Source organism: Paenibacillus xylanexedens (assembly GCF_007680605.1).
In the GTDB taxonomy this organism is placed as follows: domain Bacteria; phylum Bacillota; class Bacilli; order Paenibacillales; family Paenibacillaceae; genus Paenibacillus; species Paenibacillus xylanexedens_B.
Window position 1 is genome coordinate 1,393,785 of the sequence record NZ_VEIO01000001.1, and the last position, 13,467, is coordinate 1,407,251.

At 44.6% G+C, this 13,467-nt stretch carries 14 protein-coding genes; 12 read left to right on the forward strand and 2 right to left on the reverse strand.

Annotation, left to right across the window (positions count from 1 at the left end; translation table 11 throughout):
* Nucleotides 1-38 precede the first annotated feature (38 nt).
* Both FS818_RS06235 and FS818_RS06240 read left to right on the forward strand, forming a co-directional pair.
* Nucleotides 39-407 (forward strand): hypothetical protein, encoded by a 369-nt coding sequence (locus tag FS818_RS06235; protein ID WP_145330582.1) that lies wholly within the window; start codon nt 39-41, stop codon nt 405-407.
* Nucleotides 408-423: 16 nt separating this feature from the next.
* Complete coding sequence (locus FS818_RS06240; RefSeq protein ID WP_145330584.1) at nt 424-1,656, forward strand: sialidase family protein; 1,233 nt, start codon at nt 424-426, stop codon at nt 1,654-1,656.
* Nucleotides 1,657-1,754: 98 nt separating this feature from the next.
* Here the strand turns inward: FS818_RS06240 and FS818_RS06245 are convergent, their stop codons facing one another.
* The gene (locus FS818_RS06245; RefSeq protein WP_145330586.1) at nt 1,755-2,180 is read right to left on the reverse strand and encodes a hypothetical protein; all 426 of its coding nucleotides are present in this window, start codon (nt 2,178-2,180) and stop codon (nt 1,755-1,757) included.
* A gap of 215 nt (nt 2,181-2,395) precedes the next feature.
* Between FS818_RS06245 and FS818_RS06250 the strand changes: the two genes are divergently transcribed.
* The 8 genes from FS818_RS06250 (at nt 2,396) to FS818_RS06285 (ending at nt 11,353) form a co-directional block, all read left to right on the forward strand.
* Nucleotides 2,396-2,704 carry a hypothetical protein gene (locus FS818_RS06250; RefSeq protein ID WP_145330588.1) on the forward strand — a complete coding sequence of 103 codons (309 nt, stop codon included), beginning with the start codon at nt 2,396-2,398 and terminating at the stop codon, nt 2,702-2,704.
* A gap of 213 nt (nt 2,705-2,917) precedes the next feature.
* Nucleotides 2,918-3,490 carry an esterase/lipase family protein gene (locus tag FS818_RS06255; protein WP_145332779.1) on the forward strand — a complete coding sequence of 191 codons (573 nt, stop codon included), beginning with the start codon at nt 2,918-2,920 and terminating at the stop codon, nt 3,488-3,490.
* A 300-nt stretch (nt 3,491-3,790) separates the two neighbouring features.
* Nucleotides 3,791-4,531: a LytR/AlgR family response regulator transcription factor gene (locus FS818_RS06260; protein WP_145330590.1), complete on the forward strand. Its 741-nt coding sequence runs from the start codon at nt 3,791-3,793 to the stop codon at nt 4,529-4,531.
* Nucleotide 4,532: 1 nt separating this feature from the next.
* Nucleotides 4,533-5,831 carry a sensor histidine kinase gene (locus tag FS818_RS06265; RefSeq protein ID WP_145330593.1) on the forward strand — a complete coding sequence of 433 codons (1,299 nt, stop codon included), beginning with the start codon at nt 4,533-4,535 and terminating at the stop codon, nt 5,829-5,831.
* Between the two features lie 111 nt (nt 5,832-5,942).
* Nucleotides 5,943-7,994, forward strand: coding sequence for a serine hydrolase domain-containing protein (locus FS818_RS06270; RefSeq protein WP_145330595.1), 2,052 nt, complete (start codon nt 5,943-5,945; stop codon nt 7,992-7,994).
* A 249-nt stretch (nt 7,995-8,243) separates the two neighbouring features.
* On the forward strand, nt 8,244-9,233 hold the full coding sequence (locus FS818_RS06275) for an SDR family NAD(P)-dependent oxidoreductase (protein WP_145330597.1): 990 nt from the start codon (nt 8,244-8,246) through the stop codon (nt 9,231-9,233).
* 300 nt (nt 9,234-9,533) lie between these two features.
* Entirely contained in the window at nt 9,534-10,427 is an 894-nt protein-coding gene (gene murB / locus FS818_RS06280) for a UDP-N-acetylmuramate dehydrogenase (RefSeq protein ID WP_145330599.1), read from the forward strand.
* Nucleotides 10,428-10,633: 206 nt separating this feature from the next.
* On the forward strand, nt 10,634-11,353 hold the full coding sequence (locus tag FS818_RS06285) for a hypothetical protein (RefSeq protein ID WP_145330601.1): 720 nt from the start codon (nt 10,634-10,636) through the stop codon (nt 11,351-11,353).
* A gap of 22 nt (nt 11,354-11,375) precedes the next feature.
* Here the strand turns inward: FS818_RS06285 and FS818_RS06290 are convergent, their stop codons facing one another.
* The gene (locus FS818_RS06290) at nt 11,376-12,146 is read right to left on the reverse strand and encodes a DUF817 domain-containing protein (protein WP_145330603.1); all 771 of its coding nucleotides are present in this window, start codon (nt 12,144-12,146) and stop codon (nt 11,376-11,378) included.
* 232 nt (nt 12,147-12,378) lie between these two features.
* Between FS818_RS06290 and FS818_RS06295 the strand changes: the two genes are divergently transcribed.
* Together FS818_RS06295 and bshB2 are read left to right on the forward strand one after the other, a co-directional pair.
* On the forward strand, nt 12,379-12,723 hold the full coding sequence (locus FS818_RS06295; protein ID WP_145330605.1) for a YojF family protein: 345 nt from the start codon (nt 12,379-12,381) through the stop codon (nt 12,721-12,723).
* A 20-nt stretch (nt 12,724-12,743) separates the two neighbouring features.
* Entirely contained in the window at nt 12,744-13,421 is a 678-nt protein-coding gene (gene bshB2, locus FS818_RS06300; protein WP_145330607.1) for a bacillithiol biosynthesis deacetylase BshB2, read from the forward strand.
* Nucleotides 13,422-13,467: the final 46 nt, after the last annotated feature.

Below are 13,467 nucleotides of genomic sequence, written 5' to 3' on the forward strand. Positions count from 1 at the left end.
GTATAGTGGAGTATATGGTGTGGAAGGAGTGTGATTCTTTGCCGAACTCTACAGGGTTTATCTACAATCCAGCTTCAGGCCCGACACAGTCTACACAAATTATAGTCACTTGCATTAACGACTCCCTTAATGCTCCTGTTAATGTTGAACTTGAAGTATTCCGATGGGACACGGCACAACTGGCAAGGGTTCCTATTGGTCATGATTTAGTTGAAATCTTGCCTCAAGCAACAAGGACTTTTATCTATCCGTTAATTAACGCTGCATTTTTTGAAGTTCAAAGTGATTTCTTTAGCGCAACCAGCACCATTATCCATGTCTATGGCGTTGATTCTACGGGTCAGATTATACAGCGGATTCTTCAATCGGAAATGACGCTGATTGACCGGTTCACCAATATTCCTTAAAAAAGAGGTGAAGATCGTGGCCGTTGTGAATATTACCGGCGCTTTGGGAGGAAATCAGTTCGAACCTTCGATCGCGGTCAATATATTGAATCCCAATATTATGTGTGTCGTGGCTGTCGATACAAGTACAGGGCCGACACTTACGGGATTTTATCGCTCCATCGATGGGGGGACTACCTGGTCCACCACTGTTCTTCCACAACCCGCAGCCTACTCAGGAGCAGAAGCGCCGACTATTGACTATACGTTTCCGAGCACATTTATCGTAACAGTACATGTATTTAACGGGATTAATGACGGGACCATTGTAAGTTATACTTCCTTCGATGACGGGGCAACGTTTCAGCCTCCTGTGATTGTGCAATTAGGATTTGGAACAATCGTGCATAATGACGAACCTTTCATTGCTGTAGATCGTTCCCCTGGCAGTCCATATCGCGGTCATGCGTATGTAGGGTATACCCCGCTTGCTACAACCTCTTCTGCTATTTTTACTCAAAGATCTGTGGATCAAGGAATCTCGTGGGAACCCCCGGATCGACAATCGAGTCCTCGTGGAATTCATGACCGGGCAGCTTTGGCCGTTGGCTTCTCCGGGGAAGTCTATGCAGGTTATATCATTACAGGGCCAGCCAGCCCTTCAGCATTAATACGCATATCGTATGATGGCGGAATCAACTATCAACCCCCTATAGAACGTCAGTCTACGTTTATTTCTTCCGTTGTACCATCGCCATCGCCGCTACCTGTGCCGAACTATAATTTTCGGGTGCAAACCAATCTGAGTCTGGCAGCTGATATATCGGTTGGACCGAACAGCGGAACCGTTTATGCCGTATGGAATGACGCTCGAGCCGGATATACCGATGTTTTGCTTTGTGAATCTCCAGATGGTCTGCTCTGGTCTGATCCGATAAGCATTACTGGCGCGCCCGCAGGTACGCAGAACTTTTTTCCGGCCATTACGGTTTCTCCATTTGCCGGAACGATACGGGTAATTTATTACAGCAATCGAATCGACGGTTTTCTGCTCGATGTATTCGTTGCGGAGTCCTTTGATGGAGGCGCTACTTTCAGCAATCGCCGTCTAACCACAACGTCCTTTAATCCGAATGGTGTTTCTCCGGTGCCAACCGTTCTGATTGGAGACTATATCACAGCAGCTACATATGCTCCGGATAACCTGGCTGCCGTGTGGATGGCTACTACACCGCCGACAGGCAAGCTGGATGTTTATTTCGGAAATTAGCTGGACACACAAGGGCCCCATCCCCGTTTTCTGCAGTACAGATGCAGAAAACGGGGATGGGGTGTTAAGCATTACATACCAGAGTTTAATATAAACCGTTAATCCGAAACGATAAATCCATCGAAATTTTCAGGTCCTACCCGGACGGTGCCGAGCAGATTGGTGCTGATAAATGCAGTGTAGGTGATCTGCGGGGTTACAGGGGGATTATAGTCATTCGCAGAAAACATGATGACCTCCGGGACAAGTAACCCGCCGAGACCGTACGTGTGATTGGCAGAATAAATAATCGGATCGGTTGCAACGGTGCCTCGTACAATCGTAATTCGGACTTGAAACAGAGCAAGTGGAAGCTGTACGGTAATCGTTCCTTTCAGAGAAACTCTTGGATTGGAACCAGCCCCGGCAGTCAATAACCCGATCTGTGCAAATAATGTAGGCGTATTGATAACGGGAATAGGAACGGAGATAGAGTTAAATGTTGCTGCATTCACCGATACTCTCGCATCAAGTAATTGGGTCAAGGGATATCCCTCCTTAGCATTCAGATAGAATACTATATTCAATGAGGTCAATTTCGCGTGGACGAGCGCTCAGCGCTAGCCATAAATAGCAAATGAAAGCCGCATACAAAGCAATTTTTGAGCTTGTGCTTTGACACAATCAGAATGAAATGAGAAAATACGTTGTTATGAAATGAATTAAAGAACGAATAAAAAGAAGTTGGAGGCATAACGAGATGAACCAGCGCTTTAAAATAACGAGATCGAAGCAGGAAGACAATCGGGAACAACATATTTCTTTGGAGGAATGCAAAGCCTATTTTGCCACCAAGCCGGAATTTACCTACTCCACAGTGTTAAATATTGTCGGGGCGGAGAGTACAATGACCATTGAGGGTGACTTTTTTATGTGGGAGCATGAAGGACAACAATATCCATTCCGATTGTATATGGGAGAGTTGTACGTTGCTATTTCCAATGAAGCGATTGTTCCGGTTATGATGGAAGCGGCATCGCATCTACATGCGGATATTGTAGAGGGATAGTTGTCTCGTGCTCCGAGTCGTACGATGAGCCTAGCTGAAAGAGGAGAATCTCTGTATTTCGACAAAATAATTAGCAGTAAACATCATACTCGATTGGTTAAATGAGACTAAAATACCATTTTATTTACATTTTTTAAATTGTAAAATGTGGATATCTCATTTCACAGGAGGATGATCTGATTGAGAAGGTTAAGACCACTGCTAATTGTTTTGATGAGTGCGATTTTTGCTTTTGCTTTACCCGGGATTGGGCAGAGTTCGACCGCTTCTGCTGCCACTGCACGGACACCCATTGTCTTTGTTCATGGATTGACGGGCTCGGACAGTAATTTCGCCCTAATCGAAAGGTATCTGCGCGGTGAGGGATGGTCGAGTGATGAGCTATTTGCCATTGACCTCCCCAGCAAGGCAGGCAATCAACTGTTGAATTCGGCGGCGATCAGCCGATTTGTGGACGATGTTCTTCGCCAAACGGGGCATTCCAAAGTTCATATCGTTGCACATAGCATGGGTGGAGCTAACAGCCTGTATTATATATTGAACCGCGGTGGCATAGATAAGGTGGATAAATTGATTACGCTGGGCGGGGCAAATCGGTTGACAACGAACAGCGCACCCAGCGGCATTCGAGTTACCTCGATCTATTCCACCAGCGACACCATTGTTTCGCCTCTTTTATCCAGACTGGACGGAGCGAACAATATTTCCGTTAGTCTGGTATCTCATATCGGATTGCTCTATAACTCAAGGGTAAATGCATTGATTAAGGCCGCACTCATCGAATAGCTGTGGTTGAAGAACTTATATACTCATCCTATATTAGCGGTATTAACAAGACTGACCACTCCTGGTCAGTCGTTTTTTTGTTTAAGAGTAAGGTGGTGCCTACAACCCCGGAAGCGCAAAGATCGAAAAACAACCAAAGGATGGAAAAGGATGTATCATTCACGGTGTTCTTCTTTTTACGTTTGCCTGCATTTCAGGGTAGCGTAAATGCTTTTCAATCCATTCTTAACGGTCTGAGCGTGATAAGATAGTATATTAGAATGAATAAAAACGGCTTGTGTTCGAGAAAGGCGGGATGAAATGTATCATGTAGCGATATGTGACGACGACGAGCAGCAACGCGAACTGATGAGGCATATGCTGACAGCGTTCTCGCTCAAAACCAATATCGAGTTTCATATCACCATGTTCAGTTCAGGAGAACAACTCCTGACTCATTATAAGGATCAGAGAGAGACGTTTCACCTGCTCATTCTGGATGTAGAGATGGGTGGGTTGAATGGCATACAGACGGCAAATGAAATCAGAAAACTGAAGATCATGGATGTGCAGATCATGTTTTTGACCAGTTATCCCGAGTATATGGTTCAAAGTTTCGATGTCATGACGTTCCAATATTTGATCAAGCCGATTCAAGAGGCTGTACTGAAAGAGAAGCTGATCAAACTGCATCGGTATTTTCAAGCTATGGATAACAAGTACCTGGTGATTAAATCAGATTACGATGATTTGATGTTGAAATATGAAGATATTTTATGGATTGAGGTAGTCAAAAGCCTCACGGTTAAAAACAAGCTAAAGGTGATTACTCGTGATAAATCTTATGAAACGAAAGGTATTCTATCGGCTTATGCTGCAACGCTGACAGAGCATGGTTTTATGCAAATTCACCGATCCGTGCTTATTAATCTGATGCATGTACACAAGTTCACGGGTGCACAGGTCACGATGCTGGATGGAACCTCTCTGCCTATAGGTCGTTCCAAAATCAAAGAGGTCAAGGATACGTATACCAAATATATGATCATGAGGGTTCAATAAAATGAATATTTTGTATCTAGTACCCATTATTTTTATGACCTTGCTCATGACCTTTCAAGCCAATTATTATTTTGATGCTGTACTGGGCAAATCCAGACGTAAACCTCGTAGAACGATCTATTTTATTGTGTTTATCCTGCTCAATTTCTTTTATTTGGCTATGCGATTACCTTCTTTACTTTCGACTTTGCTTGCATTGATCTTTATCTTCACACTGGCACAATCCTACCGAGGAGAATTAAAACTGAAGATTATGTTTACGGTTATGTATGCAGCGCTGCTAACAACAGTGAACATCATTTCAGTGTATATCCTGAGTGTAATGGATGGAATTGACTATCTGAAAGAGGCACTTTATGGAACGGAAGCGCTATGGTTGTTCACCAAAGTTATGCTGTTAGGATGTAGCATTATGTTTGTTGTGATTCCCATTGTTCATCTCATTGCCAAACGCAGGAGCTTTAGGGTGCATCGGCGGTCTTATTTTTTATTTTTGATCGTAACTGCGATTACGGTGTACCAGATTAATGTCATTTCGATATATAGCGAAAAAAATATTTTTTATATTTTTTCGGTGCTCGGTTCGCTTTTTCTCAATGTATTTATCGTATATGTATTTGATAATATCGTGGAGAAAGCGCACCTTGCGCATGAGAATGAACAATTGCAGCGGCAGATGGATTATCAGGATGCCAACTACGAGAAGACCGTGCACAGTTTCAAAAGCATTAAAAGTATTATCCACGATATCCATCAGCAGTTTCTATATATCGAAGAATGTGTGAAACGCAACGAGCTTGCGGCAGCAACAGAGCATATGCATGTTACGATGAACACCATCGAGCATGCTTACCAACGTGTGAATAGCGGTAATCTGGTCATTGATGCTCTCGTTACGAATACGCTAACCGTCGGGCAGGCAAACGGCATTCGAATCGATACGCGCATCAATCTCCATTCTCAGCACATCGGCATTGAGCGTTATGATTTGTGCGTGGTGCTCGGAAATATTCTAGACAATGCTGTTGAAGCATCCAAGAAAGTACGGGTCGCCGAGGATCGTTATATCGTAGTATCTATTCATTCTACAGCTTCTGCTCTGGTAATCCAGATTATGAATCATACCGTCCAACCGGCAACGGATCTGAAAAGTGACAAAACGGATTCGGAATTTCATGGTTTTGGCCTGACCAATATATCCAGAATATGTAGCAAATATGGAGGACATATGACCATTGAGCAAGGACAAGGGTCTTTTAACAATATGGTCGTTCTTCCTTACAACACAAACAACGTCTGAACTGTCGTTCAGGGGTTGTTTTTTTCCATTCGGGGTTCTTTTCCGCAGGCCACGTCTTTGCCGGGTATGATGAATTCATTCAAGTATATCGATCTGAAGGAGGAAGTCTGAATGAAAAGGATCATAGCGGTTTTATGTGTGTTTATGCTTGTCATTATGCCTGTAGCAGATGTCAAAGCTGAGGCGACAGAAAAGCAGACAACCCAAGCGAAAGCTAAACAACTCGCTGACATGCTGGTTCAACAATACGGTGTCACAAGTCTGCAGTATGCGATTATGGACAAGGGGGAAATGATTTTATCGGACGGTGCTGGATTTCATGATAAGGCGAGCCAGAAAACCGTGGACAAAGACACCATGTACGGCATAGGCTCCGTAAGCAAAATGGTGGTGACAACTGCGGTCATGATGTTGGTCGATTCTGGTGAGGTTGACCTGGATCAGCCACTTACTACGTATATTACCGATTTCAAAATGGCAGATCCCCGCTATAAGGAAATTACACCGCGTATGTTAATGAATCATTCATCCGGATTATATGGTTCGCAGTATGGAAACAGCATGCTGTTTGATGATAACGACACACGTAACCATGATGAACTGCTGATCAAACTTCAGGCCGAACGACTTAAGTCTAAACCGGGGGAATACTCGGTCTATTGCAATGATGGCTTTCAATTGCTGGAGATTTTGGTGGAACGCGTGAGTGGGCAAAGTTACAGTCAATATGTGGAACATTCTATCAGCAAGCCGTTGCAGCTGAATTCAACGAAGACACCACTGGATTCGTTCAATAGAGACAAATTAGCTGGAACCTATTGGCCAACTTTTAAATCGAAGATGCCTGTTGAAAATGCTAATATCATCGGTACGGGTGGCATTTATTCAACGGCTGAGGAGTTAACGCAATTTGCGGAACTGCTAATGGGTAACCGTTCGGATCTTCTATCGGAGGCTTCGGTTAAAGCGATGCAAAGTCCGGAATATCGCAAAGGCATCTGGGTATCTGACGAAATCAATTCGTTCAACTTCGGACTGGGCTGGGATGCAGTAGAACTTGCTCCATTTAGTGAATATGGCATTAAAGCACTGACCAAGGGCGGGGATACGATGATGTATCACGCTTCCTTAATTACGATTCCAGAGCACGACATATCCATGGCTGTGTTATCTTCAGGTGGATCCTCTGTTTTTGACCAGATGTTTGCCAGCAAAGTGTTGCTTGAAGTGCTGAAGGAGCAAGGTATCATTGACAACATTAAACCCGATCGTACCTTCTCTGCGCCAGTCCAGACCAAGATGTCTGCTGAGTTGAAAGAGTACTCCGGTTTGTATGGGAACGTTGGTAGTACTACGGAAATTGATATTCAGAATGGAGCATTCACATTACCAGCTATGCTGGGCGGACTGATTGCTGAACAAAAGTATGTGTATACAGGTGACGGGTATTTTACCAGCAAGGACGGAAGTGTGAAAGTGAGCTTTGTGAAGGAACGCAATGCCAAGACCTATGTTAAAGTTCAAGGATACCTTAACTTGCCGGGACTGGGACAGATGGGCATGAGCACGTACGATTATCAAAAGCTGGAGCCTAACAAGCTGGATGCAGTTACCCGGGAGAAGTGGGCTGCACGAAACAGTTTGAACTATTTTGCGCTGGACGAAAAAATCACATCGATTTTCTACCTGGTTCCATCACAGCTTATTAAAAATTTTAAGGTCAACGCAGAACACGGTTATGTGAATGGGACGCAAATTAAAGATGTGTATCATGCCGTTAATGTTGCGGAAATCCCGATCATGAATGGCCGAGATGCTTTTGACTTGGAATTAATGAAGAAAAAAGATGCTGAGATTCTCACCCAGAACGGACAGCAGTACATTTCGGAAAAGGCGATTCAGCCTATTTTCGGTGGGAAATCAGGAATGGCGACCATTCCAACGAATGGTCAGGCACGATGGTATGCGATTGGCGGGAAATCTGCTGAAAAGACGATAACGGTGGATTCTCCTGAGCAAGGTGGTTACGCGGTTTATAATGATCAAGGCCAGGTGCTACAGTTCTCTACCGCAACTGGAGAACAGTCCACGAAGCTACCGAAGAAAGGCTTTATCGTATTTGGGGGTAACGCCGGTGACGTTTTCCACATTCGTCTGAAATAAAGAGAATCGAAATGTTTAAATTCTTCAGTATTTTTAAATGTATCTATACGGAAAAAGCTGCCGAATGGCGGCTTTTTCGTTCATCCTGATTGGCGAATGAAGATTAATGGTGAATTTTCAGGATAGACGTTTTAAGGGACATCATTTGACTTCGAGTTTACTCTAGGGTGTAGACTGATTATAGAAGTCCTAACAGGGATAATTACGATAAGCTGTTAAAAGTGTATGAATATGAAGGAGCTGAGGCAGATGAGCATAAACAAAGAGACAAGAACAGTGCAACATAACATACATTCAGGTTTTGACAAAAGTAGTACAACTGATGAGGTATTAAGCGGACTGGATCTGTCAGGGCATCTCGCCGTAGTGACAGGCGGATATTCCGGTCTGGGACTGGAAACAACACGAGCATTGGTTAGAGCGGGAGCACACGTTGTTGTGACTGCACGCAGACCAGATGTTGCGCGTGAAGCTTTGGCTTATCTTGAGAACGTGGAAGTGCACGAGCTTGATTTGGCTGACCTGTCCAGTGTTGCCGCGTTTGCGGAACGTTTTCTGGCAAGTGCACGCAGTATCGATATGTTAATCCTGAATGCAGGTATCATGGCCTGTCCCGAGACCCGGATTGGTCCGGGATGGGAAGCGCAGTTTGCTACGAACCATCTGGGACATTTCGCGCTAACCAATCAATTGTGGCCTGCGCTGGTCAGTGAAGGTGGAGCCCGTGTCGTTTCGCTTTCCTCTGCAGGACATCATTTCTCACCAATCCGCTGGCATGATATTCATTTTGAACAGGGATACGAGAAGTTCCCGGCATACGGTCAGTCCAAAACAGCGATCAGCTTATTCACGGTAGAACTCGACAGACTTGGCAAGCAGCATGGAGTTCGTGCATTTGCTGTACATCCGGGCGGAATCATGACTCCATTACAGCGTTATATGCCCAAAGATGAGATGATTGCTCTCGGTTGGATTGATGAATCCGGGAACGTGGCTAATCCGGGCTTTAAATCACCGGAGCAGGGTGCGGCAACTCAAGTGTGGGCTGCGACTTCTCCCAAGCTTGAAGGCCTGGGCGGTGTGTACTGTGAAGATTGCAATATCAGTGAGATGGCTCCCGAAGATGGCGGTTTTTACGGCGTGAAGCCATATGCAATTGATGCTGAGCAGGCGGAGCGCTTATGGGCGTTATCTGCTGAATTGACGAAGACGGATATTCCAGTCGACGGACGAGAATGAACCGGACTTCTATTTAGAAGATAGAGAATGTTAAAAATATGTGGTAGAATGTTCAAGCGTTGCGGTTTATAAATCCGCGGCGCTATTTTTTTATGCCTGACGATCCGAAAAATGCTGTTCATTTATAATTTAAAGTGTACTCGAGTACCTATTCAGCAAACAGGCGAATATCATTATAATAATACGTTTGAATTTCATCAGTCTGTAAAGGGAAATATGAGGATAGATTGTCATCGGAGTGTGTTTCGATTTACAATGTAGGAATCATGTTCTTTTTGAAGAACGCAGGGAGAGAAAATCATGAATATTTTTGAGAACCACATACCTAACGAAAAAGTGAAATGTAATGAACCGCTAAAAAATCATACGTTTATCCAAATTGGAGGCAAGGCTGATATTCTCGTTCATCCAACCACTGTGGAGGAGATTACCAAAGTGGTTGAAATTGCGAACAGCCATCAGTTGCCGCTGACCGTTATTGGCAAAGGCTCCAACGTTATTATTAAGGACGGAGGCATCCGGGGAGTCACGATTTCGCTCAGCCGCTTCGATCAGATCGAAGTCAGTGGGACACGTATCATGGCACAAAGCGGCTCCGATATTATTGACGTATCCAGAACTGCTTTGGCACATAGCCTGAAGGGTATGGAATTCGCCTGTGGCATTCCTGGCAGTACAGGAGGCGCTCTTTATATGAATGCCGGCGCTTACGGTGGTCAGATTGCAGATGTGATCGAAAAGGCGACGGTCATTACCCGTGAAGGCAACGTTGTCGTAATTCCACGTGAAGAGATGAAGCTGAGTTACCGCAATAGTCTCTTCAAGATGGATCATTATATTATTTTGGATGCCGAGTTTACGCTTAGCGCAGGAGACAAAGAGGAGATCTCCAGCAAAATGGAGGAATTAACGTTCCTGAGAGAATCGAAACAGCCATTGGAATACCCTTCTTGCGGAAGTGTGTTCAAACGTCCGGAAGGACATTTTGCCGGTAAACTAATTCAGGATTGTCAGTTGCAGGGTACTCGCATCGGTGGGGCTGAAATCTCAACCAAACACGCAGGATTTATCGTGAATGTGGATCACGCCACTGCCAAGGATTATGAGGATCTGATTCAGTTTATTCAGAAAAAAGTGTGGGATACGTTCCAGGTTGAATTGGAGACAGAAGTCATTTTCCTTGGAGAATATTGATTAAGGATACGACATGTGAAGAATGGAGCACTAGGGTATGCGTAAGGCATGACTATGCGCCGTTAATAAAGATGTAGCCGCCAATTGGCGGCTTTTTTGCTGTATTTTATTAAAAATGAAAGAACGATCATGATAATTTTGGTAATATTAGATGGGTTTATGTGTTATATTATCAATTTATCCGTTTTCAAGGAGGAGGCTTGAACATGAGTAAAGGAAAAGGAAAGTTTCTCAAGATTATAGTCGCAACTATAGCGCTCTTATCACTTACTGTGGTATCGGTATACACCTATATGTATATAAAAGAAAGACCGGGTGGTCTGGCGGATCAGACATTGTCCAAAGCTATGGGGCTGGACGAAACCATGTCGATTCCGATCGGCAACACGCCGGAGGATGCAGTGGAACAATTCAGGACTTCATCCCATAATGTCCATGTAGTTCATCAGGAGCCTGTGGACGACGATATGATCGTGTTTACGCAGAGAACAAACAGCGAAGCAGCAAGCAATTTGCAGCTGGAGTACGTACGGAAAAATAATTTTGGCTGGAAGTGGGTGTGGGGCGGAGGTTATGGAATAGGAGATGTAGATCCGTCTGAGTATGCATTGTATTATATGAACTTACCGAAGCTAGAAGGGATAGACACTCCTTTTCCAATGGTGTTTGGTACAATCGAGCATCCGGGGATCCAGCGTGTAACTGCTGAAACAGAACAGAACGGCTCCATGTCCATAACGGAAGCCAAGTTGATCAAAACAGATATGGAAGAGTATGTCTGGTTTGTGATGCTGCCTTCATCAGAGGGCACACCCTATACGATTAAAGTATATGATGAAGAGGGGGAACAAGTTGGCAGCAAACAAAATGAAATGCTAAACGATAGCGGATCACTGACGCTGGGGAAAAGGTCAGCTTCGATGTGATCCACACGTGGTCTTCTTGAAATTATTTTGTTGTGCGATTGGCTTTCACATATTTAAGTTGCGCGACGATGATTACACTGATAATAACCAGCAGAAACCAGGAACTGATTTTGCTGAAGCTCACCAGCTGCCAGCTCTCATGCTGATCGGGATATTTCCAGCCGTTAAAGAAGGTGGCGATATTTTCTGCCAGCCAGATAAAGAAACCTACAATGATGAAAGCAAGGGATAAAGGCATACGGTAGGTTGTATGGCGTACCCGGTAGATAATCCACGTTTTCCAGAAGACAACAAAGACGAGTGCTGTCAGCCACCAGCGAAAATCCGGGATAAAGTGATGCGTGAAAAAGTTAAGATAGATTGCTGCGCCGAGTAACATGGAGGGAACCATGCCCGGCCAGCCGGTCATATCCATACGCAACCTTCGCCAGATCTGACACATGAAGCTGGCTACACTGGCGTACATAAATCCGCTGTATAACGGAACACCGAATATTTTGCTATATGCTGGTTCCGGGTAAGACCATGATCCCATATGCACTTTGTATATTTCGAGCAGGAGACCGATCACGTGGAATACACAAATGACCTTGATTTCGTCCAACGTTTCCAGCCCGGAGCGAAACATCAAATATTGAACAGCAAGCAGAATAAGCAGAATGGCATCATAGCGCTGGATGTAAGGAAATGGAATGATCGTCGAAAGAGCCAGCGTGCCAAAAATGGCTACGGGAAAAATACAGCTCATGGCCTGATGGTAGCCGAAATGCAATAACTGAATGATTGATTTCATAGGAAGTAGCTCCTTTTGACACTTCTGATCTGGAGTAAATTTGAGTGTGCATGATCACTTATATTAATCTAATCGATTTTGACCCATTTGAAAAATAGAAAAAAATGAAGAAGGAAGTTCATGTTTTGGCTAAAGCCCTGTCATTTTATGCACCAGAGCAGCTTTAAATGTATATTCTTTGTTGCATATGATAAAATGGAGTTTATACTTTATAAGAAACAGGGAGGCCGTCATGCAACTGATACAACCACAAGATATCCAGCTCCGGCTTGATCGCTTTGTTGATCAGGATGTGTATATGCATCTTGAGATGACAACGGGCGCTTACGCTCAACATTACGATAGTTCACGGCATCCGGCTTCAGCTTTTATCACCAATGCCGCCATTCGATATACGCAGGGCTCTATCTCAGGTGAGGGACCCTACCGTGTCGGTCTGAAGACGACAGATGGCTGGGTCTATGCTGAAGGGCTCACCCATATTGATGAGCAGGAACAAAATAGATTGATTATGGCCGGCCATGACAGCCAAGGCAAACTGGTTGTCGCATTGCAGCTGAGCCGGGAGAAGTTCTAATGGGAGCGGAGGAACAACATATGACAAAGAATGCACACGATGAGCACCAACGCATCCTGGTGGTTTATCCCCATCCAGACGACGAAGCATTCTCCGTATCGGGCACGTTAGCCAAATACATTGATTCTGGAGCACACGTTACATATGCTTGTCTGACGCTGGGTGAGATGGGACGTAACATGGGCATTCCGCCGTTTGCGAACCGCGTGACCCTGCCATCCATCCGCAAAGAGGAGCTTATTGAAGCAGCGAGTGCGATTGGTATTCAAGATTTAAGGATGCTAGGTTTTCACGATAAAATGGTAGAGTTTGAAGATCCTCAACTGCTGGATGGCAGCATTATGGCTCTTCTTGAGGAGATTAAACCTTCGCTGGTCTTTACATTTTATCCCGGATACAGTGTTCACCCCGATCATGATGCGACAGGAGCCGCGGTGATCAGGGCTGTCAGCCGTATACCGCTGGAAGAGCGTCCTGTTGTTCATTGCGTGGCTTTTTCTAATAATCATGAGCAGCATATTGGCAAGCCTGATGTGATCGTAGATGTCTCCCAATTTCTTGCGCAAAAGCTCGCCTCGATCCGTGCCCATCGCTCGCAGTTTCAGGCGGCCGAGTTGCTCGGTAATCGCAAGTTGAACGATGAAGAACTTCAAGCACGCTTCGGGCGTGAACGGTTCTGGACCTATACCTTTGCATAAATTGAACATGTCATGTCTAAAGTCGCCAAGTTGGCGGCTTTTTTTC